Genomic DNA, 25,676 nt, shown 5'->3' with positions numbered 1-25,676 from the left:
GCGCCCGTGAGGACCAGGGCGGCGGCCGCGCCGGCCGCCAGGAGGACCGGTGTGTCCGGCCGCGTGGTGCTCGCCGCAGTGGGAGCCGGGGTCGGGGTCGGGGTCGGGGTCGTACCGATGGCAGCCCGTGCCGGAGAAGAGCGCGTCACCGGAGACGTGTGCCAGGCGGAGGCCGCGCTCGGCCGCGCGGTCGGCGGGCAGGGGCCCTGGCCGTCGGCGTGGTTGTCGCAGATGGTCTCGAACACCTGCCGGGCCGCCGGACAATGGCCCTCCGGGCGGGGCGCCTCGGCTCGGTCTCCGGCCTCGGGATCGGGTGCGGGGCATGTGCGCTCGTACGAAGACGTCGCTCCCGTCCATGGCGCACCGGCACCGTACGGCCTTCGATCTCGCCGCGCGAGACGCCGCCGGACCAGTGCAGTTCGCCCGGCCGGGCCGATGCCCTCGGCGCGTGGCTGGGTTGGCGTTGTCCGTCGGGGGCCGTCCGGCGGGCCGGTTGGCCGGTTGGCCGAGTTCCCTCGTCGGTACGGGCTGCCCGTACAGGAGCAGGAGTACGTGGAGCGGGTGCTTCGCGCGGCCGGGGCGCCGGGAGAGCACCTGACCGTGAGGAGCGCGCGCTGGAGCTGGGGCGCGGAGGCTACGAGCGGTACGGGGACAGCGGTGGTCGGGCCGGGGGCGGCGCGATGTCCATCGTGGAGGTCTTCGGTTCGTGGCCGCGATCCCCGCGCGGTTCGCGTCGGCCATCGACCGTCGGCCCCCCGGCCCCCGGCCCCCGGCCCCCGGCCAGACCATCCGTCTCCTCCCCGTGACCGAGCGAGAGGAACCTCGGGAGGCCATCGTCCGTGCCTGTGACGGCCCGTGGTCCTGGCCGCGGCGGGTCGGCAAGGCGGAAAAGGCGTGCCCTCCGGGCTGTTGGCCGGAGGGCACGCCTTTCTGTGGCGTCCGCCGTCAGGAGGAGCGGACCTGGATCTCACCGATTCCCGACCCGAGGCTTGAGCAGTGCGCGGTCGACTGGCCGGAGTCGCCCGGTTCGAGGCGGATGTGTTCGCCGTCCGCGTCGGGCGACCAGCCGCAGACCAGGTGGACCCAGAAGGTGATGGGCTCGCTCCCGACATTGGTGCACAGCGCCCAGCCGGTGTAGTCGTCGATGTTGTGCTTGCCCTTCTCGCACGAGAGCCCGTGCGGGTCCGCGGCGGGGGCGGCCACCGCGGCGGGCGCCGCGACGGACAGGGCGAGGGCGAAGGCCGCGGACGCGGCGAGGGCGGCGCGCACGGCGACGCCCGCCTTCCTGTTGCTCTTCAAAGTGTTTCTCTCCGTGAGGTCGGATGACTTCCTTGCCCCACTCTGCCGCCCCCGAACGGGCCTAAAACTACGCCCGACTTCACCGTCCGTGAGCGAAAGGATTCAGCTCCCGGCCCGGCCGGGAGCCGAGCGGCGAACCCTGCACCAGGACGTTCCCCGTCCGTGGCGGCTCCGGTCGGTTCCACGGCGTCCGTCCCCTCGGGCGCACCGCTTCGCGGTGGTCGCCGTCCACCCGCGAAGCGGCTTCACGCACCAGTCTGACCGGTGGGACACCTCGGCCCGCGGTCTGTGACGCTCCTCGGAAGCGGTTCACCCTTGGCGGCCCCTCTCCGTCACCGCGCGGGTGAAGCGGCTGGCACCACCGTTTCCCCGGCCCGGCCCGGGGGTGTTGTGAGGGTGTGAGCATCATGATCAGTTCCCCGATAGTCGCCCTGCCGGACACGGACGAGGCGGACGCCCCCGCAGCGGACGCCCCCGCACTGGACCTCAGCTGCGTCTCGTGCGGTGACGCCCTGCGGATGCGGCTCGCCGGTGAAGTCGACCACTTCACCGCGACACCCCTGAGGGTCGTACTGGCCACGGCCGCGGCCTACGGATACCGGCATCTCGATCTCGACACCCGAGCCGTCACTTTCTGCGACTCCGCGCTGCTCGGCGCGCTCGCCGACTGGTGCCGCGGCGGCCGCACCGTGTCCCATACCGGCACGTCCGGGCCGATGGGCCGGCTCCTGGCGATGGAGCGCGACCTGGGCCGCCCCTCGGCGCCGGGCGCGTGGAAGGTGACCGGCCGGTGATCTTCCGCGCGATGACGGTCGTACCGCTCCTTGCGGTACCGCTCCTCCTGGCACCGCTGCTCCCGGTACCGCTGCTCCTCGCACCGCTCCTCCCGGTACCGCTCCTGGCGTCGGGCCCGGTCGGGCGGCCGGGACGCCGCCATCGCGCGTGCGGCGGAGCACGCTGACCCGTATCAGCCCGGTGGCCCGTGTTCGCGTCGCGCGGGCACGGGCCGCCCGGCGGTCGTTCCTCGCCGTGGCGGCCTTCTGCCGCTCCCCGTGCGTGACGGGCCCGGTCGGGCGGCGGCTCCTCATGCGTGGGCGTGTGCCGCTGCTACGTCCGGGTGATCATCCGTAACCTCGCATCACGGCCGGCGCGCACGGATTGTCACACAGGTATGACAACAGCGCATCAGCAGACGATCCCCCGCCAGACCTCCGCCTTCCCTGCGGCACGGGCGCTGCGGCGCCGGCCCGGTGATCTGCCCGAGCCGGACGAGCGGCGCCGGCTGCGGGAGCGGTGGGGCCTGTCGACCCGGCAGGTGGCGACGGCGTTCGGGGTGACACCGGCGACCGTACGGTCGTGGGAGCAGGGCCGTACGGCACCCCGGGGCGGCCGCAAGGAGGCCTACCGGCGGTTCCTTGCCGGTCTGGCCCAGCACGGCGAGGTGGCCCGCTCCCGCGCCGCGGCCGGCGATCGGTGTCCGGCGGCGGACGTCCGGCGTCCGGCACACCGCCCGGCCGCCCCCGTGACACCCGCCACCGTGACACCCGCCACCGTGACACCCGCCGCCGTGGCGCCCGCCCCGCGACAAGGCGGCACGCCCGGGCCCGCGTTCCCGGCCGCGGCGGGCTGGGTGGTGCGCGTCGGCCCGGGCGGGGCGGGGGCGGATCCCGTGGCGCCGGAGCGCGTCCGGCGCCATCGGCTGCTCAGCGCCGCGGCCTGCGTGTGGTCGCTCGCCCTGTGGGTGCTCCTCACCTGTCCCCCACCCTTCTGACGGCACCGGCCGGATGGGCGCCGGCCGGTCACACGATGCCGGTGACGGTCACCCGTACGGCGCCCGGTGTCGTGGCTGCCGCCTCGGCGGCCGCCGTCCGCACGGCGCTTGCGGTGCGGGCGGCCTGGTGCTGCGAGCGGACGACGATGTCGATCCGCAGGGCGGTGGTCCGGCCCCGGGAGTCGTAGGCGATGCGCACCGCGGTGCCCGGATCGGGCCGGTCGTCGGCAGCCGGCTGTCGTGAGCCGGCCGCCCGCAGCAGGGAGCGCAGGCCGGGACGCAGGCACGCGACGCCGGGGACGGCCAGGACGGCGTCGGTGACCTGCTGGGTGAGTGCCTCGGAACGGTCGCTGTTCACGGCCTGGCCTCTCGCGGCTGACTGGGAGGGTCGTGGAGGTCGGTGACGGTGACGTCCAGGCCGCCGAGGGCGAGGCCGAGGTGATGCCGGGCGGCACGGACCAGGCTTTCGCGCACCGCGCGGACGGTGTCCTGGAGGTCTTGTCCGTAGGCGACGGTGATGCCGAGGTGGACGGCGGAGGGGCCGCGGGCGGGGTGGGTGCGGCTGCCGGGCGGGGTGATGCGGCAGCTTCCGGCCAGCACGCCGGGCACCCGCTCGGCGGCGGTGCGCAGGGTACGGGCGGCGACGGACTCGTAGATCCAGCTGTCCTCTTCGGCCTCGCCGAGGGGCAGGGTGCGGCCCGGGCGCAACTCCAGGCGGACCGCGTCCATGACGCGTCGCACCACGGCGGTGGTGTCGATGTCGGCGGGTGGCGCGGCCGGGGGGAGTACGGCGGCCCGCAGGTGTTCCAGGTCGGCGACGGCCTGTCTGCAGGAGGGGCAGGTGGCGGTGTGCGGGTCGGCGTCCGGCCGGCCGGCGTGCTCCCACACGGTGGCCAGGTCCCTGCCGCAGGCGAGGAGTTCGAGGTCCTCGTGGTGGGGGTTGTCGTCGGGGTTTCCCTGAGGGTTCCCGCCGGGGTTCCCGTGAGGGTTCCCGTCGGAGTTTCCCTGAGGGTTCTCGCCGGGGTTCCCGTGAGGGTTCTCGCCGGGGTTTCCCTGAGGGTTCCCGCCGGGGTTTCCGTGAGAGTTCCCGTCGGAGTTCTCGTCGGGGTTCCCGTGGGAGTGGGGGGGGTTCATCGCCATGCGACCATCGCCTCCGTCAGCATGCGCCGGGCCCGGAAGACGCGTGCGCGGACCGCTTCGGGCCGGATGCCCACCGCCTGGGCGATCGTCTCGTACGGCTGTCCTTCGATCTCTCGCAGGACCCAGCAGACCTTCTGCTCGGCGGACAGGCCGCCCATGGCCTGGGCGAGGTCGCGTACGGCGGCGTGCGACTCGGCGGCGCGGGCGGGTGAGGACTGGTGTTCCGGTGCGGCCGGTTCGGCGACCGCGTCGAGGTCGGCCGCGGGTCTGCGGGCCCGCAGCAGGTTCAGGCACCGGTTGGTGACAATGCGGTACAGCCACGTGCGGAACCCCGCCTCGCCCCGGTACTCGGGAAGGCTCCGCCACGCGCTGAGGAAGGCGTCCTGGACGGCGTCCTCGGCTTCGGCCCGGCTGCCCATCAGGCGTTCGGCGAGCTGCAACATGGCCGGCGAGTGGCAGTGGACCAGCATCTCGAACGCCTCCTCGTCCCCTTCCGCGGCCCGTACCGCCAAGAGCCGGTCGCCGGCCTCGGCCGTCTCCTCATCGTCGTCCGGGCCCCACCGAGCGTTCAACGCGGGCTCCTTCCAGCCTCCACCGCTTTGACACCGCCTGCCCGGCTTTCGTTACGCCCGCTGGATCCGAACCTTCGTTCACCCGTTCACGACTGGAGGTCCGTAACGCAGGGCGCCCTCGCGGTGTCAAAGCAGTGCCAGCACACACCGACCCGTTGAGGGAGCAGTCATGACGGCAACGCAGGAGAAGACCCCGGTCCGCAGGGATCACGCGACCGGTCCGGTGCCCGGCGCCGGCCGCACGCAGGTCGACGAGCCCGGCGGCACGCGCGGCAGGACGTCGATCGCGGACACCGTCGTCGTCAAGATCGCCGGGCGGGCGACACGGGAGGTCCCCGGTGTCCACGACATGGGCGGCGGCCTGTCCCGGACGCTGGGCGCGGTCCGCGACCGGGTGCCCGGCGGGCGCCCGAACGTGGGCCGCGGCGTGAAGGTCGAGGTGGGCGAGCGCCAGGCCGCCATCGACGTGGAACTGGTCGTGGAGTACGGCGTCCCGGTCCCGGACGTGGCCCGCGACGTCAGGGAGAACGTGATCGCCGCGGTGGAGCGGATCACCGGCCTGGAGGTCGTGGAGGTGAACATCGCCGTCACCGACGTCCACCTGCCCGGCGACGACGAGGACGACACCACCGAGACGCGGGTGGCGTGAGCGGCTCGGACCGCGTCACCGCACGGACACCGTCGACGAGGGAAGGAAGGCAGCAGCCATGAGCAGGGACGTCCTCGGGCTGATGGTCGGGATGGCACTGGGATTCGCCGGCTGGTTCGGGGGCTTCGGGGCCTTCCTCCTGGTCGGCGCCCTCGGCGGGCTCGGCTACGCGGCCGGCCGCCACGCCGAGCGGGGCGGTGACCTGCGCGGCCTCCTGATCGCCGAGCGCAGGCACCGGTGAACGCCGCCGAGCGGGGCGTCACCACCGTCGCCGACCGGGTGACGGCCAAGATCGCCCGGCAGGCGGCCGCCGAAGCCACCGCCCCGGTCGGCGGGCACGTCCTCAGGTCGGTGGCCACCACCCGCGGGCGCCGCGTCGAGGTGACCGTGGAGGTGGACCTTCCCCTGTCGGCACCGGCCGACACGGACCGGATGGTCCACCTCCGCGATCACCTGACGGGGCGCACCCGGCACCTGACCGGGCTGGCCGTCACGCCCGCACGTCTGCGGGTCCGCGGGCTTCAACCGCTCCCCCTCCGCCCCCTGCCGGAGGCCGGGGAGCAGCGGCCGGCCACGGCCGTCAGGCCGTGGTCCCCGCGTCGTGCCGCCGCCACGGGCGCGGCCTTGGCCGTGGGCGTCCTGTCCGCGCTGACGCTGTGGTCCCTCCTGCACCAGCACCTGCCCGGCACCGCCGCGCCGCCGTGGGGGCAGGCGCGGCAGTGGACGGCGCTGTCCGGCGGCCGGTCCCTCGTGCGGCCGGCAGCCCTGGTGGCCGCCGCTGCCGGGGCATGGCTGGTTCTCCTGGCCGTCACTCCCGGCCACAGACGCCTGCTGCCCCTGGGCTGCCCCCGGTCGGCCCGGGCGGTCATCAGCCGCGCGCACGCCGCGCGCCTGGTCCGGGCGGCCCTCGCCGAGGTGCCCGGGCTGCGGGTCCGCTCCGTCCGCTTCACCGCGCGCGAGGTCACCGTCCGCGCCGAAGCGGCCCACGGCGCGCCGCAAGAGCTCCGCGGGACGGCCACCGCGACCATCGAGCGCACCCTGCGGAGCATGGTCCTGCGACGCCCTCCGGAAGTACGGCTCTTCCTCCGCCCCGTCCAGGACCCGCACACCGCCTCCGCCCGGCGGCCGGCACGGGAGGACGGGGATGCGTAGCCGCACCGTGGCCAACCGGACGGCGCTCGCCCTGGCCGGACTCGCCCTCCTGGCCTCGGGAGCCGCCGCCGCCCGGTGGGGCGAGGAGAGGATCCTCACGGCTGCCCTGCGACACCTGGAGCCCGCGGATCACCGCCTGCTCCTCGCCGCGAGCGGTGCCGCCCTCGCCGCCTCGCTGGTCCTGCTCACGGCGCAGATCCCGCGCCCGGGCCGGCGCCGCCTGAGCCTTCCCGCCCCTGGCTGCCGACTCGACAGCCGCGCGGTCCGCCACGCCGTCGGGACCGGCTGCGCCGCCGTGCCGGGAGTCGTACGGGCCCGCTGCCGCCTCACCGGCCGCCGGGGCACGGTGCGCCTGGCCATCACCCTGACGGTGAACGGCACAGCGCACCCCGGCGAGGTCTTGGCCGCGGTGGCCGACGGTGTCCTGACGCAGATCGCCCCCCTGCTCGCACCTCGTCGACTCCACACCCGCATCCGTCTGCGGGTCCGACGCTCCCGGCCGTACCGAGCCCGGTGAGGGGAGAGGTGAGAGGTGAGAGGTGAGACCAGCCCGGTGAGGTGAGACGAGTCCGGCGGCACCGAGCCCGGTGAGACGGGCCGGGCCGTACCGAGCCCGGTGAGACGGGCCGGGCGGCGCGCAGTACGGGCAGGGGCGGCCGGGCCGGGGGGGACGGGTCCGCTGCCGGGCCGTGGTCATGCCGGTGGCCCCGCACCCCTCCTCCTCGGAGGGGTGCGGGGCCACCGTGTGTGCGGACCTCGCGCGAAGCCTTACTTCGGCATGAGGACGGTGTCGACGATGTAGACGTTGGCGTTGGAGGTCTTGACGTTGCCGCAGACGACCTTGGAGGTGTCGTTGACGGTGTAGTTCTCGCCGGAGCCCTTCATGGTGATCATGCCCTTCTGGAGGGTCTCGAAGGAGCCGTTCTCCAGCTGCTGCGGGGTGAGCTTCTCGCCGACGACGTGGTAGGTGAGGATCTTGGTGAGCATGTCCTTGTCGGCGAGGACCTTGTCGAGGTCGGCCTTCGGGATCTTGGCGAAGGCGTCGTTCGTCGGGGCGAAGACCGTGATGTTCTCCGCGTTGTTGAGGGTGTCGACGAGACCGGCCTGCTTGACCGCGGTGACCAGGGTGGACAGGGCCGGGTTGTTGGACGCGGCGGTGGCGACCGGGTCCTTGGCCATGCCGTCGAAGGAGCCGGCGCCCTCCTTCGGCACCCCGGCGCAGGCGGGGCCGAAGGGCTGGTCGTCGGTCATCGCGGCGTCCGACGGGGTGCTCTCGCTGGTCTTCGCGGCCTCCTCCGGGCCCGCGGAGGGTGCGGCCTTGGTGTCGCCGCCGGAGTCGGAACACGCGGCCAGGGAGAAGGGCAGCAGAGCGGCTGCGGCGACGGCGATCGCGGTGCGGCGGATCTTCATGCTGTTCATGGTGTTGCGCTCCTCAGCGGGGCTGTGGGTATGGGTTGTCAGGGTTGGGTGGTGCTGCCGGGGCCGGCCGCGAGGCCGGTTCCGGTGGTCTGGGGGACGGTGGTCCGGGGAACGGGGGTTCAGGGGACGGCGGTCCGGGGGGACGGTGGTCTAGGAGACGGTGACGAACACGCTGTGCCGGCCGCTCGCCCCGTCGGGGATGGTGCGGGTGCGCTGCTCGGTCTGCACCTGGCCGGTGCCGTCGGTGGCGCGGACGGTGATGTCGTGTCCGCCGGGGGTGGCTTTCCAGCGGTAGGACCACTGGCGCCAGGTGTCGACGCCCGCCTGGGCGGCGAGGTCGGCGTCCTGCCAGGGCCCGTCGTCGACGCGGATCTCCACGCGGGTGATGCCGCGGCGCTGGGCCCAGGCGACGCCGGCGACGGTGACGGTGCCGGCGTCGGGGCGGGCGAAGGGCTTGGGGGTGTCGATGCGGGCCTGGGTCTTGACGGGCGCGCGGCGGGCCCACTTGCGCTTGACCCAGTAGGGGTCGTACGCGTCGAAGGTGGTGAGTTCGATGTCCTCGATCCACTTGCAGGCCGACACGTAGCCGTAGAGGCCGGGGACGAGCATGCGGACGGGGAAGCCGTGGTCGAAGGGGAGCGGTTCGCCGTTCATGCCGACCGCCAGGAGGGCGTCGCGGCCGTCCATCAGGTCCTCGACGGGCGAGCCGAGCGTCATGCCGTCCACGGACCGGGCCACCAGCTGATCGGCCCGTCCGCCCTTCGACGGCGGCCTGACGCCGGCTTCCTCCAGGAGGTCGGCGAGGGGTACGCCGAGCCAGCGGGCGTTGCCGATGTAGGGGCCGCCGACCTCGTTGGAGACGCAGGTCAGCGTGATGTCGCGTTCGATGAGGGGGCGGGCGAGGAGCTGGTCGAGGGTGTAGGTGCGGGGGCGGGTGACCCCCTTGCCGTGGAGGCGCAGCCGCCAGGTGCCCGCGTCGACCTTGGGGACGGTCAGCGCGGTGTCCACGCGGTAGAAGTCGGAGTTGGGGGTGGTGAAGGCCGTGATGCCGGGAACCTTGAGCTGGACACCGGCCGGGGCGGCGGGGGCCGGGGACGCGGGGTCGGGAAGCACCAGGCCTTCCCGGGAGGCGACGGCGCCCTGGCCCTGCCGGCCGGTGAAGTACCGGCCCAGCGCACCGGCCGAGGCCGCGGCGACGGCGGTCGCGCCGGCCGCGACGAGGAACCCGCGCCTGCTCCGCGCCCCGGGGCCCGCCTGACCGTCCGCGCCGGCCGGGGCCGGAGCGGGGGCGGCTCTGGAAGCCAGCGCGTACAGGGCGAGGGCTCCCGCGACCGCCCCGGCGATCGAGGGCAGGGCGTCGACAGGGCCGGTGGAGTCGGGACGGCTGAGGGCCGCGGCGGCGCCGACGATCCCGAACAGCAGCACCCCCGCGGAACCCGCGCGCCGAGAGGACAGGGCGAGGACGCCGAGGACGACGGCGATGAGGGCGAGAACCGCCAGGATCCCCAGCTGGAGAACGATCTTGTCGTTCTCTCCGAACGTGCGGATCGCGAAGTCCTTCACCGCGGCGGGCGTCCGGTCGATCACCGCCCCGCCCACCACCGTCACCGGCCCGGCCTCCGGCCGCACCAGTCCGGCCACCAGCTCGGCCACGGCCAGAGCCGTGAACGCGGCCGTGAGTCCGGCCAGCGCGCCGAGTGCGGCGCGGACGAGTTTGCTGCGGAAGCTGCTCACACCCGGCATTCGGCGGCCGCCGCCCGGCGGATTGGCCCAACACCCAGAAGAGTGAAACTCCTTCAGAAGTTGACGGAGGTGTCGCCGAAGGACGGGTTCGGCGGCCCGATCACACCGACGGCGTCACCGCACGCGTCGACCGGGACGCGGACGGGAACCCGAACGGAGTTGCCGAGACCGCTCCCGGCTCCCGGCGCGTGGGCGGCCATTCCCCGGGCGCCGGCACCGCCCCCGTACACCCTCGGGCTTGACCACCACCCCCGGTTCCCTCGAACGGGTTACCTGGGGATGGTGCGGTTGACTAAGCGCCACCCATCCACATGCCCGTCCGCTACGAAGAACGGACGACCCACCTCCAGCTTTCGGTGACCCGACCGCCCCGGGCGGTCCGGCCCGATCGAGCGACGACGAAGGACCGGCATGAGATGGACACCCCGCCCCCCGACGGCCGGCCCAGGCCGCCCCTCAGCCTTCTCCCCACGACCGGAGCGGCGCAGGTGAACCAGCCGCTTCCCTTCGCCGCCGGCCGCGACGGCCGCTCGGCCCCCAGCGACCTCACCGAGATCATGGGCAAAGTGGCGCGCGGCGACAAGCAGGCCTTCTCCGCCCTCTACGACGCCCTCGCCCCCCTGGTCTTCGGCATCGTGCTCAAAGTGGTGCGCGACCGGGCGCAGTCGGAGGAGGTCACCCAGGAGGTCATGATCGACCTGTGGCGCCAGGCCGCCCGCTACCGGCCCGAAGCCGGTTCCGTCAGGACCTGGGCGGCGACCATCGCCCACCGCAGGGCCGTGGACCGGGTGCGCTCCGCCCAGGCGGCGGCCGACCGCGAGCAGGCGCAGGCCGCCCGCGAGCACACCACCGCCTTCGACGAGGTCGCCGAGCAGGTCGAGACCCGCCTGGAGTCCGAGCAGGTGCGCCGCTGCCTGCGCGGCCTGACCGAACTGCAACGCCAGGCCGTGGCCCTGGCCTACTACCAGGGCCTGACCTACCGTGAAGTCGCCGAAACCCTGCGCACGCCTCTTCCCACCATCAAGACACGCATGCGCGACGGGCTCATCCGGCTCCGCGACTGCATGGGGGTGACCACATGAAACACCACGCCACCGACGCCCACACCCTCGCCGCCGCCTACGCCCTCGGCGCCCTCGACGACACCGAACGCAAGGACTTCGACGCCCACCTCCGGACGTGCGAGGCATGCCGGCAGGAGACCGCCGGGTTCCAGGCGACCACGGCGCGCCTGGCGGCAGCGGTCGCCCAGCCACCGCCTCCGGCGGCAAAGGCCCAGGTCATGGCCGCCGTCGACGGCGTGCGCCAGCTGCCCCCGCGCGTCCCCGCCCCCAGTCCGGCCCCCGTCCTCGGCGGCATCCTGCGCCGCCGTGCCGTGCCCTTGGCGCTGGCCGCCAGCGTGGCGGCGGCCGCACTCGGCGGAGTCGCGGCGTGGCAGACGCGGAACGCGCAGGAACTCGAACAGCAGGCCCGCCAGGCCCAGCAGCAGCTCGACGCGGTCAGCGCCGTACTGGCCGCCCCGGACGCGCGCACCGTCCACGGCAAGGCCGCCAACGGGGCCCTGACCACCGTCGTCGCCTCCGACCGGCAGAACAAGGCCGTCTTCACCGCCGCCAACCTGCCCGACCCCGGCACGGGCAGGACCTACCAGCTGTGGCTCGACCACGACGGCACCATGAGCCCGGCCGGACTGATCGACCACGACGGCACCGTCTTCCTCACCGGCGACCCCGCCGACGCGGGTGCCGTCGGCCTCACCCTCGAACCCGCCGGAGGCTCCCCCCAGCCCACCACCGACCCCCTGCTCCTGATGGCCCTGCCCGCCTGATGGCCCTGTCCGCCTGAACCGGAACGCCTCTTCGGCCGGACCTTCCACCCCGCGCCCGCACATCACGCCCAATCCGATGGCCCGGCTGCTGCGAAGTACGGGTGAAACGCAGCAGCCGAGCGGCGTGTCGAGTGGCGGGAGCGCTTGTGGTGGAAGACCGGAAAGTGGCCGTGGTCGGTGCCGGGGTGGCCGGACTGACCGCCGCCTACGTCCTCGCGACCGCCCGTCAGGTCACCCTGTACGAGGCGGACGGGCGGCTCGGGGGCCACGCCCACACCCGCGAACTGGACGCGGCCGGTGGCCGGTCGGTGCCCGTCGACTCCGGCTTCATCGTCCACAACGAACGCACCTATCCGACCCTGCTGCGGCTCTTCGGCGAGCTGGGGATCGCCACGCAGGACGCCGAGATGAGCATGTCGGTGCGGTGCGACGGCTGCGGCCTGGAGTACGCGGGCGCCCGCGGCCCGGCGGGGCTGTTCGCCTCCCGCCCCGCGGCGCGGGGCCGCTACCTGCGCCTGCTGGCCGAGGTCCCGGTCTTCCACCGCGGCGCCCGCCGCCTGCTGGCCCGCGCCCCGCACACGGGCATCACCTTCGGGGACTTCCTGCGCGAGGGCGGGTTCTCCGCCTACTTCGTCAGCCACTTCGCCCTCCCCCTGGTCTCCGCGGTCTGGTCCTGCCCGGCGCGCACCGCCCTGTCCTACCCCGCCGCCTACCTCTTCGCCTTCCTCGACCACCACGGCCTGCTCTCCGTCACCGGCTCCCCGCGGTGGAAGACCGTCACCGGCGGCTCCGCCGCCTACGTCGACGCCGCCGCCAAACACATCCAGCGCGTCCGGACCTCCAGCCCCGTCGACGCCGTCAGGCGCACCACCCGGGGGGTGCTGGTCACCACCGGCGACGGCACCACCGACGCCTACGACGCCGTCGTGATCGCCACCCACCCCGACCAGGCGCTGCGCCTGCTCGCCGACCCCACCACGGACGAGAAACGGCTCCTGGGTGCCTTCACCTACTCCCGCAACCCCACCGTCCTGCACACCGACACCAGCGTCCTGCCCCGGTCGCCGCGCGCCCGCGCCTGCTGGAACTACCGCATGACCAGCTGCGACCCCGCGGCCGATCCCGTCCGCGTCAGCTACGACATGCGGCGGCTCCAGCGGCTGCCCGCCGGCGCCGACTACGTCGTCACCCTCGGCGGCGAGGACGGCATCGCCGCGGACCGGGTGGTGGAGCGGATGGTGTACGAGCACCCGGTGTACACCCCCACCTCGGTCGCCGCGCAGCGGGAGCTGCCCCGGCTCAACACGGGCACGACCGCGTACGCCGGGGCCTGGCACGGCTGGGGCTTCCACGAGGACGGCTGCCGGTCCGGCGTGGAGGCCGCCCGCTCCCTGGGCGTGGGCTGGTGAACCGTACCGACGCCGCCGCCGCGCTCGCGGCGGCCGGGACGCCGGCGCTGTACGAGTGCGTGATCACACACGTGCGCCGCACGCCCCTGCGCCACGCCCTGCGGCACCGCACCCACCTGTGGTGCGTGGATCTGGACCGGCTGCCGGTGCTGCCCCGGCCGCTGCGTCCGCTGGCCCGCTTCGACGCCCGCGACCACTTCGCGGGCACCGCCGGGACCCTGCGCGCCGGACTCGACGCCTTCCTCGCCGCCCACGGCGTCGACCTGGAAGGCGGGCGGGTGGTGATGCTCGCGCACGCCCGCGTTCTCGGATTCGTCTTCAACCCGCTCAGCGTGTACTGGTGCCACGACCCCTCCGGCGCCCTGGTGTGCGTGGTCGCGGAGGTCCACAACACCTACGGGCAGCGCCACTGCTACCTGCTGCGCACGGACGCGGCCGGTGCGGCGGAGGCGGACAAAGAGTTCTACGTCTCGCCGTTCTTCGCGGTCGAGGGCCGCTACCGGATGCGGCTGCCGCTTCCCGGCGAACGGCTCGGTCTGACCGTCCAGTTGGAGCACGACGGCGAGCGGGCGTTCACCGCGGTGGTCCGGGGCACCCGTCGCCCCGCCACCGTGCCCGCCCTGCTGTCCGCGTCCGTGCGCCGGCCCTGGTCCACCGCCGCGGTCTGGGCCGGGATCCGCCGCCACGGCATCCACCTGCTGCTGCGCGGCCTGCCCGTGCACCCCCGTCTCCCTTCCACCCCGCAGAAAGGCATGCTGCCGTGACCCGCTCCGCCCTCACCTCGCAGGCCCTCCCCCAGCCCGCGGGCCGCACCGCCGGGATCCCTTCCCAGCCGGTCCCGAGCGGCGGGCCCGCGGCCGCCCCGACCGTCCGCCGCGCGGACGTCGACGCCGGCCGGTGGCCCGACGTGGCCCGGCTGCCGTCGGCCGGCCCGGTCCGCACGGCCGTCGCCCGGCAGCTGGTGGGCCGGGCATTGGACAGGCTGGGGCTGACCGGGCCCTCCGCCCGGGACGGCGCGCCGGCCCCGGCTCCGCGGTTGACGCTCCACGACCCCGACGCGTTCCACCGGCGCATCGGCCGGGACGGGCTGATCGGCTTCGGCGAGTCCTACCTGGCCGGCGAGTGGGACAGCGACGACCTGGCGGGCGTCCTGACCGTCCTCGCCGCCCACGCCGACGAGCTGGTCCCCGCTCCGCTGCGCCGGCTCCGCGGCCTGTGGGTGCCCGCACGCCCCGCCTCCGACCGCAACACCCGCACCGGGGCCCGCGACAACGTCCAGCGCCACTACGACCTGTCCAACGAGCTGTTCGCCACCTTCCTCGACCCCACCCTCACCTACTCCTCCGCCGTCTTCACCGCCTTCCCCGCCCGTTTCGAGTCCCTCGCCGCCGCCCAGCACCGCAAGATCGACCGGCTCCTGGACCTCGCCGCCGTCGGCGAGGGCACCCGGCTGCTGGAGATCGGCACCGGCTGGGGCGAGCTCGCCCTGCGGGCCGCCGCCCGCGGCGCCCGGGTCACCACCCTGACCCTCTCCGCCGAACAGGCCGCCCTGGCCCGCGAGCGCGTCGCGGCGGCCGGGCTCGCCGACCGGGTGGACGTCCGACTGCGCGACTACCGCGACGTCGAGGGCCGTTACGACGCGGTCGTCAGCGTCGAGATGATCGAAGCGGTCGGCGCCGACTACTGGCCCGCCTACTTCACGGCCCTGCGCCGCGCGCTCGCCCCCGGCGGCAGGATCGCCCTCCAGGCCATCACCATGGGCCACCAGCGGATGCTGCACACCGCCGCCACCCACACCTTCATCAGCAAGTACGTCTTCCCCGGCGGGCTGATCCCCTCCCGGGAGGCCATCGCCGGGCACTCCGCCGCCGCCGGGCTGACCACCGCCGCCGACGACGGCTTCGGCGACCACTACGCCGAGACGCTGCGCCTGTGGCGGGAACGGTTCGCCGCCCACCGCCCCGCCGTCGCCGGCCTCGGCTTCGACCCGGTCTTCCAGCGCATGTGGGAGTTCTACCTCGCCTACTCGGAAGCCGGATTCCGCTCCCGCTACCTCGACGTCCGCCAGCTCCTCCTCACCGAAGGAACCCACCGATGAGCGCCGCCGACCGCCTCGCACAACTCCTCGGCCACTTCCTGCCCGGCCCCCTCCCGGTGCGCGTCCGGGCCTGGGACGGCAGCCAGGCGGGCCCCGCCGACGCGCCCCTGGTCGTCCTCCGCTCGCCCCGCGCCCTGCGGCGCCTGCTGTGGCAGCCGGGCGAGCTCGGGCTCGCCGAGGCGTACGTCACCGGGGACCTCGACGTCGAGGGCGACCTGGCCGACGCCCTCTCCCGGGCCGGCCGGAGCGTCCGCGGCCGGCCCGGCACCCGCCCCGGACCGGCGGACGTGGCCGCGGCCACCGCCCTCGCGGTACGCCTGGGCGCCGTCGGTCCGCCCCCCAGGCGCCCCGACGGACGGGCCCGCCCGACCGGCGGCCTGCACAGCGTCTCGCGCGACCGCGCGGGCATCAGCCACCACTACGACCTCTCCAACGACTTCTACGCCCTCCTCCTCGACGAGACCATGGCGTACTCCTGCGCCTACTGGACCCGGCCGGACGACCCGACCTACACCCTGGCCGACGCCCAGCGCGACAAACTCGACCTCATCTGCCGCAAACTCGCCCTCGGCCCCGACAGCCGCCTGCTGGACGTCGGCTGCGGCTGGGGCTCCCTCGCCCTCCACGCCGCTCGCGAACACAAGGCCCGTGTCACCGCCGTCACCCTCTCCCGCGCCCAGTACCGGCACGTCACCGAACGCGCCGCCCGCGAGGGGGTCGCCGACCTCGTGGACGTCCAGCTGCGGCACTGGCGCGACATCGACGGCGGCGGCTACGACGCGGCCGCGGCCGTCGAGATGGGCGAACACGTCGGCGACGCCGAGTACCCCGCCTTCGCCGCCAAGCTCCACGACGCGCTGCGCCCCGAGGGCCGGCTCCTGGTCCAGCAGATGTCCCGGGGCTCCCACGCGCCCGGCGGAGGCGCCTTCATCGAGACGTACATCGCCCCCGACATGCACATGCGCCCCGTGGGCCGGACCGTGGACGTACTGGAGACCGCCGGTCTGGAGGCCCGCTCCGTCGAATCGCTCCGCGAGCACTACACGACCACCATCGACGCCTGGCGCGCCACCCTCGAACAGCGCTGGAGCGACGTCGAGGCGCTCGTCGGAACGACCACCGCCCGGGTCTGGCGCCTGTACCTGGCCGGAGCCTCGCTCGCCTTCGCCGAACGCCGCATGGGCGTCGACCAGGTCCTCGCCGTGCGCCCCACCCGGGAAGGGACGTCGGCCATGCCCCTCACCCCCACCGGCTGGTACGCCCCGGTGACCGCGTCGTGAACGGCACCGACTGGGGCGCCCTCGCCGTCAACCTCGCCGTCTGCGCGGCCACGGCGGGGGCGGTGCTCCTCGCCACCTTCGCCGTGGCCGTGCGCCGCGGACTGCACCGCGTCGTCGACATCGCCTGGGGGATCGCCTTCAGCGCCGTCGCCGCCGTCACCTGGCTGCTGTCCGCCGGACACGGCGACGGCGGCCGGCGCCTGCTCGTCGCCACGGCGACCGTCCTGTGGGGGCTGCGGCTCTCGGTGCACATCGCACGGCGCTCGCGCGGACACGGCGAGGACCCCCGCTACACCGACCTCCTCGACAAGGCGCCCGGGAACCGGACCCTCTACGCGCTCCGCACCGTCTACCTCGGCCAGGCCGCCCTCGTCTGGCTGGTCTCCCTCCCCGTCCAGGCCGCCTCCTACAGCTCCGCGCCCCTGGACGCCCTCGCGTACTGCGGGCTCGCGACGTGGGCGGCCGGGCTGGTCTTCGAGGCCGTCGGCGACCACCAGTTGGCCCGCTTCAAAGCGGATCCCGCCAACCGGGGACGGATCATGGACCAGGGCCTGTGGGCCTGGACCCGGCACCCCAACTACTTCGGGGACAGCCTCGTCTGGTGGGGCCTGTACCTGCTCGCCTGCACCGCCTGGCAGCCGGCCCTCGCCGTCCTCGTCTCCCCGGTCCTGATGACCCTGCTCCTCACCGTCGGCAGCGGCAAACGCCTCCTGGAGAAGCACATGGCCCACCGCCCCGGCTACGCCGCCTACAGGGCGCGCACCAGCGGCTTCCTCCCCCTGCCACCCCGCCGAACCGCTCGCGGCACGCCGGACGGCACGAAATGAGCGCGGGTGACGGCCCCGGCGCCGAGTGGTCGCCGAGGCCGTCACCGCGGGCGAACGGCCACTGCCCTCACCGCTGTGGCCGTGGGCGTTCCGCCCTCGCCGGGAGCTAGTGGTCCGTGCCCATGGAGGCGCCGGAGTGGCCTTCGATGGTGCCGCAGTCGGCGGGGGCGGTGGCTTCCTGGGGCAGCTTGGGGTCGAGCTCGCTCTTGCCCTTGCCGAAGTCGTACGTGCCGTTGCCGTTGGGGTCGATGCCGTGCTGGACGACGTGCAGGTGGGTGATGTTGTCGGCGACGGCCTGGGAGACGGTGATCGTCCGCGAGTAGGACAGGTTGCCGTTCCCGTCCGCGACGGGCATCCGGTCGACGGCCAGACCGCTTGCCTTGGTCGTGTCGCCCTTGGTGGTCAGGGAGATGTTGATGTCGCCGTAGGCCGGCAGTCCCTCGGCGGTCGAGACGATCCCGTCGCCGTTCTTGTCCGCGCTCGCGTCGGGGCAGGTGAACTCGTGCCCGGTGGTGGAGCCGTGGATGTGCTGGGCGTGCGGCTGGCCGGGGACCAGGCCCTGGGCTTCGATCTTCACCGTCAGCTGGCGGCCCTGCAGGCTGAGCTGGGCGGTGCCGCGGGCCCCCGAGTCGTTCAGCTGCCGCAGGTCGGCCTGGTAGCTCCGGCCGTGCTGCCTCTGCTGACCCGCGTCGTCGGTGTCATGGGCCAGTGCCGGGGCCGCCACGGTGAGCGCGAGGGCGGCGGGCAGGGCCATGAGGGCGGTCAGACGGGTTGAGCGCTTGACAGTCATCGCGATGCATCCCCTTCCGGGGAGGTTTCACCGGCACGAGTCCGGATCGCGTGCGGACGTTCAGTCCCTTTCATCCTCTATTCGGCGCGGACGCGAAGGAGGATGGGAGGCCGGTCGCACCACTCTCCACGGGTGGGCGCACCGCAGGGGCCGGACCCCCGCCGGTCCCCCTCCCCCACGGCGCCGGCGGCCGGCCGCCCCGTGGACACCGCGTGTGCCGGTGGCGCCGCGGGAGTGACGAGCCGTCGGCTCCCGCGGTGCCACGCGTCCGGCCTCGGTGGGCGAGCGGGTCAGGCGACGCCGGTGAACTTGGTGCCCTCGCCGGCGTACAGGGACGTCGTCTGACGGGTGAAGACCGAGCGCCACGAGCCCGTCGAGCGGTAGACGTACGTGCCGGCCGCTCCGTACGCGACCAGGTCGGGGCGGCCGTCGTTGTCGAGATCGCCCGCGCCGACGAGCTGGGAGAAGGCGTTCCAGCCGCCGCCGATGCGGGTGCGGGTGGCGAAGGTGCCGTCGCCCTTGCCCAGGTAGAGCCAGAGGACGCCGTCCTTGTCGCGGGCCACGAGGTCTCCGGCGGACGCCCCCGCGATGTTGCCCGTGGCCGTGAGGTGGTTGTAGATCCCCCAGCCGGTGCCGATCCTGACGCGGGACGCGTAGGGCGCGGACCAGGTGCCGGTGCCCTTGTAGAGCCAGAGGGCGCCGGCGGTGTCGGTGGCGATGAGGTCGGACCGGCCGTCGCCGTTCAGATCGCCGCCACCGGTGATCTTGTCGTAGACGCCCCAGCCGCCGCCGACCCTGGTGCGGGTGGCGAAGGTGCCGTCGCCCTTGCCGGCGTAGGACCAGAGGACGCCGGAGCCGTCGAGGCCGACCAGGTCGCCGTGGGCGGTGCCGCCGATGTTCCCGACTGCCTCGATCTGCTTGTACGTGTTCCACCCGGAGCCGATCCGGCTCCGCTGGGCCGCCTTGACCTGCCCGTTCACCGGCCGGTCCCGCAGGTCGTCGCGCCACAGGACACCGGCGGCGTCCCGGGCGAGGAGGTCGGTGGAGCCGTTGTTCGTGTAGTCGTGCGGGTTGAACGTCCTGCTGAGTTCCATGCGCCGGGTGTCCCGGACGGTCTCTCCGATGGCGTCGACCTGCGTGGCTTCCATCGCGACCGTGTACGCGCCGTTCGGCGCGTCGTCGGTGCGGGGCGTGTCGGGTCCGAAGACCTCCCCGGCCCAGTCGAGGGAGAAGCGGGAGGTGCCGTCCGTGACGGGTCCGAGGTGCTGGCGGAAGGCCCTGCCCGTCGCGAGGTGGGTGAGCGTCACGTCCACGGTGGCGTCGGGGCGCGACAGGGTCCACCCCAGCGCCACCTTGCCGCCGCTCCTGTCGAGGTCGACCGTCGCGGGGACGTGGGACGCCACGACGGCCAGCGGGGTGCCGAGCTCCATGTCCGCGATCTTGGTGACGGCCAGGTCGCCGTTCTCCGCGTTCCCCAGCCGGAACAGGCCGCGCGTGCCGTCGGGCCGCTCGCCGCTGACCACTGAGGTGCCGTCGCCCGCGGCCGCCAGGCCGGTCGTGCCGGCCGCGTCGGTGACCGGGCGGCTGTCGCCGGAGGACAGGGAGTAGGCCCTGACGCCCGCCGTCGGGTTCCCGAGGACCAGCCAGTCGCCCGCGAGCGCGATGAGGTCGGTCTCCGCGGCGCTGAGGGTCTTCGTGGTCCGCGTCGGGTCCTGGCCGCGCGAGACCGTCGTGAGGGTGATCGCGGTGCCCGCGCGCTCGTACCAGCCCACGTACGACTCGGAGAACAGCAGGCGGCTGAAGTCGATGCCGCCCTCGTCGGCACGGTAGGTGAGGAGGACGGTGCCGGAGGCGATGTCGATGACGGACCGGCCGCCCGCCGTCGGGTCGCTCTTGCTGGCCATGTGGCCGACGACGACCTGCCCGTTCACGATCGGCGCGTCGCTCCAGAAGTGCTGGGCGTGGGCGGGCAGACCGGTCACCGGCTCGGTGTCGAGCGCGGCGCCGTTCCTCGTCACCACGAGCAGCTCCGCCTCGCCGTCGCCCTTCTGCACCTGCGCGAGGACGCTCGTGGGGCCGAGGACGGTCACGTAGGAGGCGTTCAGGGACGAAAGGTCGATGGTCACGCCCGGTGCTGCCGGGTCGGCCATGTGCCGCAGGGTGACCGTCCGCATGTCGCGGGCGGACGGCGCGTCGCCGAGGACGAGCACGTCGCCGCCGGCCGAGGCCCACCCGCCGCCGTCCGGCACCGCGACCGGGGTGGGCGCCCCGCCGTCGTACGGGGTCCAGAGCAGTGCCGGGGCGCCGGCACCGGACACGAACCGGTCGTGGGTGAGGAAGCCCGAGGGCCCTGTGGCCAGGACCTGGGCGCCCGTCGGGAAGACGGGCAGGGCATCGGTCCCGGCGGCCGCCCGGACGGGCGCCGCGAAGGCCGCCGGTGCCGTCGCCAGGGTGCCGGCGCCGAGGGCGGTGACGGCGAGGACGGCCGTCACCGCCGAGGCGAGACGGGCAGGGGTGGTGCGGAATCGCAAGGTGAACTCCCACGAGGACAGCGGGCACGGAAGTGCCGCGCCCGATCTGACTCGTGGCCGGGCCGAATGGTTGTGCGGGATCAGCCTGGAGGCACTGCGGGATCCAGGATCCGAGGTCCAGGATCCGAGAGCCGGGATCCAAGATCCGAGGTCCGGGATCCGAGGTCCGGGATCCGAGGTCCGAGAGCCGAGGTCCGAGGTCAAGGCCCCTCAGCGGTCTTCCCCCTGGAAGGCCAGAAGGAGGTCCGCGGCGATGCCGACCGCGATCGTGGCGGGTTCCTTTCCGGTGATCTCGGGGAGTCCGACCGGAGTCCTGATCCGGTCGATGGTGGCGGCGTCGTGGCAGCCCTCGTCGGCCAGCCGCCGGCGGAAACGCGCCCACTTGGCGGCCGAGCCGATCAGACCGATCGAGCCGAGGGCCGGGATCCGCAGGGCGGCGTCGCAGAGCGCGGCGTCCTCGGCGTGGTCATGAGTCATGATCAGGACGTGGGTGCCGGGTGCCAGCTCTTCGAGCACCTCCTCCGGGAGGAGCGGGGCGTGGTGCACCTCGATCCGCGCGACCGCGTCCGCCGTGAGCACGTCGAGGCGTTCCCCCGCGAGCATGTCGGCACGGCTGTCCGTCAGATGCAGGTCGATGTCGTGGCGGGCCAGGATCCGGGCCAGTTCCAGGCCGACGTGCCCGATGCCGAAGACCGCCACCGCCGGGACCACCGGCAGCGGTTCGAGGAAGACGGAGACGGCGCCGCCGCAGCACTGCACCCCGTGCCGGCCGGTGACCTTGTCGTTCAGGGCGAACTCCATCAGCTCCGGCTCCGCGCCGGGCTTCTCGATCAGCTCGCGGGCCCGGTCGATCGCGACGGCCTCGATGTTGCCGCCGCCGACGGAGCCCCACGTCCCGGTGCGGCCCACGACGAGCTTGGCGCCGGCCTTGCGGGGTGCGTGACCGCGCACGGTCGCGACGGTCACGAGCACGCCGGGTTCCCGGCGTGCCCGCAACCGCGCGACCGCGGCGATCCAGGTCGTGTCAGGCATGACTCGACGCGCGTGCTTCCGTGCGGGGCCCGCTCCCCCGCGCCCCGCTCGCACGGGCGGCTTCGACGGCCCAGTACACCGCCTCCGGCGTCGCCGGACAGGCGAGGTCGACGCTGACGCCGGCCGGCCCGAAGGCCGCGGCGGCCTGCCTCAGCGCCTCCCGCACCGAGAACGCCAGCATGAGCGGGGGCTCGCCGACGGCCTTGGAGCCGTACACCGCGCCTTCCTCGGTGGCGTTCTCCAGCAGCCTGACGTTGAACTCCTCCGGCATCTCGGAGAAGCTGGGCAGCTTGTAGGTGCTCGCCGCCTGGGTCAGCAGCCGGCCGCGGTCCGGTCCGTCGCCGGTGTCCCAGCGCAGGTCCTCCAGCGTCAGCCAGCCCGCGCCCTGGACGAAACCGCCCTCGACCTGGCCGATGTCGATCATCGGGGAGAGGCTGTCGCCGACGTCGTGCACGATGTCGACCCGCCGCACGCGGTACGCGCCGGTGAAACCGTCCACCTCCACCTCGGTCGCGGCGGCGCCGTGCGCGAAGTACTTGAACGGGGAGCCCCGGAAGGACTTCGCGTCCCAGTGGAGGCCCTCGGTCCGGTAGTAGCCGGCCGCCGACAGCTGCACGCGCTGGAAGTACGCGGTGCGCACCAGGTCGTCCCAGGCGAGCTCCTCGTCGCTGCCGAGGGCGCGCGCGACGCCGTCGACGACGCGTACGTCGGAGGCGTTGACGCCCAGCCGGGTGGCGGCCACCCGGAGGAGGCGTTCGCGCAGCTGCTCGCAGGCGTTCTTGATCGCCCCGCCGTTGAGGTCCGTGCCGGCGCTGGCCGCGGTGGCGGAGGTGTTGGGCACCTTGTCGGTGCGCGTCGGGGCGAGCCGCACCCTGTGCAGCGGGATGCCCAGCGTGGTCGCCGCCACCTGCATCATCTTGGTGTGCAGGCCCTGGCCCATCTCGGTGCCGCCGTGGTTGATCAGGACGGAGCCGTCCTTGTAGATCAGCACCAGCGCGCCGCCCTGGTTGAAGGCGGTGAGGTTGAACGAGATGCCGAACTTGATGCCGGTCATCGCGATCGCCCGCTTGGTGTGCGGGTGCGCGGCGTTGAAGGCCTCGATCTCGCGCTTGCGGTCGGCGATGCCCGCGTCGTTCCGGACCTGGTGCCAGACGGTGGAGATCCGCTCGGCCTGGGTGACCGGCTGGCCGTACGGCGTCGTCTGCCCCTGGCCCGGCCGGTAGAAGTTGCGCTCCCGCAGCTCCATGGGGTCCAGGGCGAGCCGCGGTGCGCAGCGGCCGAGGATGTCCTCGATGACGAGCATGCCCTGGGGTCCGCCGAAGCCGCGGAAGGCGGTGTTGGAGACCGTGTTGGTCTTCACGATGCGGCCGGCGACGCGCACGTGGGGGATCCAGTACGTGTTGTCGATGTGGCACAGGGCGCGGGCGAGCACCGGCTCGGACAGGTCCAGGCTCCAGCCGCCGTCCGCGGTGAGCGTGGCGTCGAGGGCCTGGATGCGGCCCTCGGCGTCGAATCCGATCTTCCACGCGGCGTGGAATCCGTGCCGCTTGCCGGACATGGTCATGTCCTGGGTCCGGTTGAACCGGAAGCGGACGGGGCGGCCGGTGAGCTTGGCGCCGAGCGCGGCGATGGCGGCGAAGCCGTGGGGCTGCATCTCCTTGCCGCCGAAGCCGCCGCCCATCCGCAGGCACTGCACCGTCACCTCGTGCGCGGGCACGCCGAGCACGTGCGAGACGATCTCCTGCGTCTCCGACGGGTGCTGGGTGCTGCTCTGGATGAACACCTGGCCGTTCTCGTCGATCTGGGCCAGTGCCGCGTGGGTCTCCAGATAGAAGTGCTCCTGGCCGGAGAACTCGAACTCGCCGGTGATCACGTGCTCGGAGTCGGCGAAGCCGGCGTCGATGTCGCCGGTCTCCATCAGGGGCCGGGCGCCGTGGAAGCTCCCGGCCTCGACCGCCTCCCGCAGGGTCACCAGCGAGGGCAGCTCTTCGAGGTCCACCTCGACGGCGGCCGCGCCGAGCCGGGCCGCCTCCAGCGTCTCACCGAGCACCCAGGCCACCGCGTGGCCGTGGAACATGACCTCGTCGGGGAAGAGCGGCTCGTCGTGCTTCATGCCGGCGTCGTTGACGCCGGGGACGTCGGCTCCGGTCAGCACGCGGACCACGCCCGGCACGGCGAGCGCGGGCCCGGTGCGCAGCGCGGTGATCCGGCCGTGCGCCTTCATGACCTGGACCGGGTGGGCGTGCAGGACGTCCTTGGTCCGGTGGACCAGGTCGTCGGTGTAGAGCGCGGCACCGGTGACGTGCAGGTGGGCGCTCTCGTGCGGCATGGACACGCCGACGACGGGCTGCTCGGGGCGCTCGGACAGATGACTCATGACGACACCGCCTCGGTGTTCTGGGCATACAGCTTCTTCAGGCTCTGGCCGAGCATGGCGGCGCGGTAGAGGGCGCTGGCGCGGTGGTCGTCCATCGGCGTGCCCTCGGAGCGCAGTTCGCGGGCCGCGGCCTCGACGGTCCGCGCCGTCCACGGCCTGCCCTCCAGGGCGGCCTCGGTGGCGTGGGCGCGGATCGGGGTGGCGGCCACGCCGCCCAGGCCGATGCGTGCCTTGCGGACGGTGCCGTCCTCGACGTCGAGCGCGAAGGCGACCGCGACGCTGGAGATGTCGTCGAAGCGCCGCTTGGCGATCTTGTGGAAGGCCGTGACGGGCGACAGGGGCAGCGGGATCCGCACGGCGCGGATCAGCTCGCCGGGGCGTCGCACGCTCTGCCGGTAGCCGGTGAAGTACTCGGCGAGGGGGACCTCGCGCTCGCCGTCGGCGTCGGCGAGCAGGAGCGACGCGTCGAGCGCGAGCAGTGCCGGCGGGCTGTCGCCGATCGGGGAGCCGGTGCCGAGGTTGCCTCCGAGGGTGGCGCTGTTGCGGATGAGGCGGGAGGCGAACTGCGGGAACAGTTCGGCGAGCAGTGGGACCTCGCCGTCGAGGCGGCGCTCGATCTCGGTGAGCGTCAGTGCCGCGCCGATCTCGACGCGGTCGGGCTCGGCGCGCAGTTCGCGGAGTTCCGGGAGCCGGTCGACGGCCACCACGTAACTCTCGCGGCGGGAGCGGATGTTCACCTCGACGCCGAAGTCGGTGCTGCCGGACACCGGTACCGCGTCGGGCCGCTCGCGCAGCACCCGCAGGGCGTCGGCCAGGGTGGGGGGCCGCCGGAACGTGCTGCCGTCCCGGGTGTATTCGGTGGCGACGGGCTCGGGCGGCTCCTGGTCGCGGCGCCGCGCGAAGGGATCGTCCTCGGCGGGCCCGCCGAGGGCGAAGGCCGCGTCACGGATCGGCCGGTAGCCCGTGCAGCGGCAGAGGTTTCCGCTCAGCGCGTGCAGGTCGAAGCCGTTGGAGCCGTGCTCCGTGCCGGCCCGGTCGGCGGCGTCCGCGTCCGTGCCCCCGTGCGCGCGGCGGTCGGGCCGGTAGTACTCCGACGCCATGCTGCAGACGAACCCCGGGGTGCAGTAGCCGCACTGGGAGCCGCCGCGGACCGCCATCTCCTCCTGCACCGGGTGCAGGGCGGGCGGCGTGCCGTCCTCGCCGGGCGTGGCGAGGCCCTCGGCCGTGACGACCTCTTGGCCGTCGAGCGCCGCGACCGGCACCAGACAGGCGTTGACCGCGACCCAGTCGGTGGGCTTCTTCACTCCGGGCCTGGCGACCAGCACCGAACAGGCACCGCATTCGCCTTCGGCACAGCCCTCCTTGGTACCGGTGAGACCGCGCTCACGCAGGAAGTCGAGCACCGTCAGGTGGGGCACGGCGGGAGCGATCGGGAAACTTTTCCCGTTGATGGTGACGTGCGCTCGGCTCATGACTTCTTCTCGTCTCGGCGCATGGGGAGACTGCTCGTACGGGTCGCCATATCAGACCTTCTGTTCGGCACACAGAGGGAAGACCTCCCGGGGCGCGCGCCGGTATCCGCACGACGGCACGCCACAGGGATGTCAGAAAACGGGGGTATCAGAAAAAGAGGGGAACCGGGGCCGAAAAGGGCGCTCCGGGATGTGCCAACTCAGCAGCCGTGCGCTACGCGGCCCGGAACCCAGGCGCTCTGGCGGGTGAGGCGATTCAGGTCGGAGAAGATGGACATCCGACCTCA

General features: G+C 73.8%; 24 protein-coding genes and 1 pseudogene. 13 read left to right on the top strand and 12 right to left on the bottom strand.

Annotated elements, in window-relative coordinates; translation table 11 throughout:
• Positions 1–945 precede the first annotated feature (945 nt).
• Positions 946–1,299, bottom strand: coding sequence for a hypothetical protein (locus tag ACF1ED_RS34715; protein ID WP_391767341.1), 354 nt, complete (start codon positions 1,297–1,299; stop codon positions 946–948).
• A 407-nt stretch (positions 1,300–1,706) separates the two neighbouring features.
• On the opposite strand from ACF1ED_RS34715, the gene ACF1ED_RS34710 reads away from it, so the two are divergent.
• Together ACF1ED_RS34710 and ACF1ED_RS34705 are read left to right on the top strand one after the other, a co-directional pair.
• Positions 1,707–2,093, top strand: coding sequence for an STAS domain-containing protein (locus ACF1ED_RS34710; RefSeq protein WP_391767340.1), 387 nt, complete (start codon positions 1,707–1,709; stop codon positions 2,091–2,093).
• Between the two features lie 377 nt (positions 2,094–2,470).
• Positions 2,471–3,070: a helix-turn-helix domain-containing protein gene (locus tag ACF1ED_RS34705; protein WP_391767339.1), complete on the top strand. Its 600-nt coding sequence runs from the start codon at positions 2,471–2,473 to the stop codon at positions 3,068–3,070.
• 28 nt (positions 3,071–3,098) lie between these two features.
• Here the strand turns inward: ACF1ED_RS34705 and ACF1ED_RS34700 are convergent, their stop codons facing one another.
• The 3 genes from ACF1ED_RS34700 to ACF1ED_RS34690 all read right to left on the bottom strand — a co-directional run bounded on the left by ACF1ED_RS34700 (position 3,099) and on the right by ACF1ED_RS34690 (position 4,782).
• Positions 3,099–3,428, bottom strand: a complete 330-nt coding sequence (locus ACF1ED_RS34700; RefSeq protein ID WP_391767338.1) for a hypothetical protein — start codon at positions 3,426–3,428, stop codon at positions 3,099–3,101.
• On the bottom strand, positions 3,425–3,958 hold the full coding sequence (locus ACF1ED_RS34695) for an Asp23/Gls24 family envelope stress response protein (RefSeq protein WP_391767337.1): 534 nt from the start codon (positions 3,956–3,958) through the stop codon (positions 3,425–3,427). The genes ACF1ED_RS34700 and ACF1ED_RS34695 overlap by 4 nt, the downstream gene beginning before the upstream one ends.
• Before the next feature lie 242 nt (positions 3,959–4,200).
• On the bottom strand, positions 4,201–4,782 hold the full coding sequence (locus ACF1ED_RS34690; RefSeq protein ID WP_391767336.1) for an RNA polymerase sigma factor: 582 nt from the start codon (positions 4,780–4,782) through the stop codon (positions 4,201–4,203).
• A gap of 169 nt (positions 4,783–4,951) precedes the next feature.
• Here ACF1ED_RS34690 and ACF1ED_RS34685 point away from each other — a divergent pair, with 169 nt between their 5' ends.
• The 4 genes from ACF1ED_RS34685 to ACF1ED_RS34670 are packed head-to-tail and all read left to right on the top strand — an operon-like array spanning position 4,952 to position 7,100.
• Entirely contained in the window at positions 4,952–5,431 is a 480-nt protein-coding gene (locus ACF1ED_RS34685) for an Asp23/Gls24 family envelope stress response protein (protein ID WP_391767335.1), read from the top strand.
• A gap of 58 nt (positions 5,432–5,489) precedes the next feature.
• Positions 5,490–5,672: a hypothetical protein gene (locus ACF1ED_RS34680; protein ID WP_391767334.1), complete on the top strand. Its 183-nt coding sequence runs from the start codon at positions 5,490–5,492 to the stop codon at positions 5,670–5,672.
• Positions 5,669–6,583: a DUF6286 domain-containing protein gene (locus ACF1ED_RS34675; protein ID WP_391767333.1), complete on the top strand. Its 915-nt coding sequence runs from the start codon at positions 5,669–5,671 to the stop codon at positions 6,581–6,583. Before ACF1ED_RS34680 ends, ACF1ED_RS34675 begins: the two co-directional genes overlap by 4 nt.
• A complete protein-coding gene (locus ACF1ED_RS34670) occupies positions 6,576–7,100 on the top strand; it encodes a hypothetical protein (protein WP_391767332.1) in 525 nt (174 codons plus the stop codon). The genes ACF1ED_RS34675 and ACF1ED_RS34670 overlap by 8 nt, the downstream gene beginning before the upstream one ends.
• Before the next feature lie 251 nt (positions 7,101–7,351).
• Here ACF1ED_RS34670 and ACF1ED_RS34665 read toward each other — a convergent pair whose 3' ends face one another.
• From ACF1ED_RS34665 to ACF1ED_RS34655, 3 genes are all read right to left on the bottom strand, one after another.
• On the bottom strand, positions 7,352–8,002 hold the full coding sequence (locus ACF1ED_RS34665; protein ID WP_391767331.1) for a fasciclin domain-containing protein: 651 nt from the start codon (positions 8,000–8,002) through the stop codon (positions 7,352–7,354).
• A 150-nt stretch (positions 8,003–8,152) separates the two neighbouring features.
• Positions 8,153–9,745, bottom strand: coding sequence for a molybdopterin-dependent oxidoreductase (locus ACF1ED_RS34660; protein ID WP_391767330.1), 1,593 nt, complete (start codon positions 9,743–9,745; stop codon positions 8,153–8,155).
• A gap of 53 nt (positions 9,746–9,798) precedes the next feature.
• The gene (locus ACF1ED_RS34655) at positions 9,799–9,975 is read right to left on the bottom strand and encodes a chaplin family protein (RefSeq protein WP_391767329.1); all 177 of its coding nucleotides are present in this window, start codon (positions 9,973–9,975) and stop codon (positions 9,799–9,801) included.
• A 258-nt stretch (positions 9,976–10,233) separates the two neighbouring features.
• On the opposite strand from ACF1ED_RS34655, the gene sigK reads away from it, so the two are divergent.
• The 7 genes from sigK to ACF1ED_RS34620 all read left to right on the top strand — a co-directional run bounded on the left by sigK (position 10,234) and on the right by ACF1ED_RS34620 (position 17,187).
• A complete protein-coding gene (sigK, locus tag ACF1ED_RS34650) occupies positions 10,234–10,827 on the top strand; it encodes an ECF RNA polymerase sigma factor SigK (protein WP_391767328.1) in 594 nt (197 codons plus the stop codon).
• Positions 10,824–11,573: an anti-sigma factor gene (locus ACF1ED_RS34645; RefSeq protein ID WP_391767327.1), complete on the top strand. Its 750-nt coding sequence runs from the start codon at positions 10,824–10,826 to the stop codon at positions 11,571–11,573. Before sigK ends, ACF1ED_RS34645 begins: the two co-directional genes overlap by 4 nt.
• A gap of 101 nt (positions 11,574–11,674) precedes the next feature.
• Entirely contained in the window at positions 11,675–12,982 is a 1,308-nt protein-coding gene (locus ACF1ED_RS34640; protein ID WP_391767326.1) for an NAD(P)/FAD-dependent oxidoreductase, read from the top strand.
• Positions 12,979–13,746, top strand: coding sequence for a DUF1365 domain-containing protein (locus ACF1ED_RS34635; RefSeq protein WP_391767325.1), 768 nt, complete (start codon positions 12,979–12,981; stop codon positions 13,744–13,746). The genes ACF1ED_RS34640 and ACF1ED_RS34635 overlap by 4 nt, the downstream gene beginning before the upstream one ends.
• Entirely contained in the window at positions 13,743–15,080 is a 1,338-nt protein-coding gene (locus tag ACF1ED_RS34630; RefSeq protein ID WP_391767324.1) for a class I SAM-dependent methyltransferase, read from the top strand. The genes ACF1ED_RS34635 and ACF1ED_RS34630 overlap by 4 nt, the downstream gene beginning before the upstream one ends.
• On the top strand, positions 15,077–16,360 hold the full coding sequence (locus ACF1ED_RS34625) for a class I SAM-dependent methyltransferase (protein WP_391767323.1): 1,284 nt from the start codon (positions 15,077–15,079) through the stop codon (positions 16,358–16,360). Before ACF1ED_RS34630 ends, ACF1ED_RS34625 begins: the two co-directional genes overlap by 4 nt.
• Complete coding sequence (locus ACF1ED_RS34620; RefSeq protein ID WP_391767322.1) at positions 16,357–17,187, top strand: DUF1295 domain-containing protein; 831 nt, start codon at positions 16,357–16,359, stop codon at positions 17,185–17,187. The genes ACF1ED_RS34625 and ACF1ED_RS34620 overlap by 4 nt, the downstream gene beginning before the upstream one ends.
• Before the next feature lie 121 nt (positions 17,188–17,308).
• Here ACF1ED_RS34620 and ACF1ED_RS34615 read toward each other — a convergent pair.
• The 5 genes and pseudogenes from ACF1ED_RS34615 to ACF1ED_RS34595 all read right to left on the bottom strand — a co-directional run.
• Positions 17,309–17,977, bottom strand: a pseudogene (locus ACF1ED_RS34615) (hypothetical protein); the annotation flags it as partial.
• A 290-nt stretch (positions 17,978–18,267) separates the two neighbouring features.
• Positions 18,268–20,508: an FG-GAP-like repeat-containing protein gene (locus ACF1ED_RS34610; protein ID WP_391767321.1), complete on the bottom strand. Its 2,241-nt coding sequence runs from the start codon at positions 20,506–20,508 to the stop codon at positions 18,268–18,270.
• Between the two features lie 210 nt (positions 20,509–20,718).
• On the bottom strand, positions 20,719–21,540 hold the full coding sequence (gene xdhC, locus ACF1ED_RS34605; protein WP_391767320.1) for a xanthine dehydrogenase accessory protein XdhC: 822 nt from the start codon (positions 21,538–21,540) through the stop codon (positions 20,719–20,721).
• Positions 21,533–23,917 (bottom strand): xanthine dehydrogenase molybdopterin binding subunit, encoded by a 2,385-nt coding sequence (gene xdhB / locus ACF1ED_RS34600; protein WP_391767319.1) that lies wholly within the window; start codon positions 23,915–23,917, stop codon positions 21,533–21,535. Before xdhB ends, xdhC begins: the two co-directional genes overlap by 8 nt.
• Positions 23,914–25,389 (bottom strand): xanthine dehydrogenase small subunit, encoded by a 1,476-nt coding sequence (locus ACF1ED_RS34595; protein WP_391767318.1) that lies wholly within the window; start codon positions 25,387–25,389, stop codon positions 23,914–23,916. Before ACF1ED_RS34595 ends, xdhB begins: the two co-directional genes overlap by 4 nt.
• Positions 25,390–25,676 lie beyond the last annotated feature (287 nt).

The organism is Streptomyces sp. NPDC014656, assembly GCF_043084305.1.
Lineage (GTDB): Bacteria > Actinomycetota > Actinomycetes > Streptomycetales > Streptomycetaceae > Streptomyces.
The sequence above is the reverse complement of the archived record's forward strand: the minus strand, read 5'-3'. Positions and strand labels throughout refer to the sequence as shown.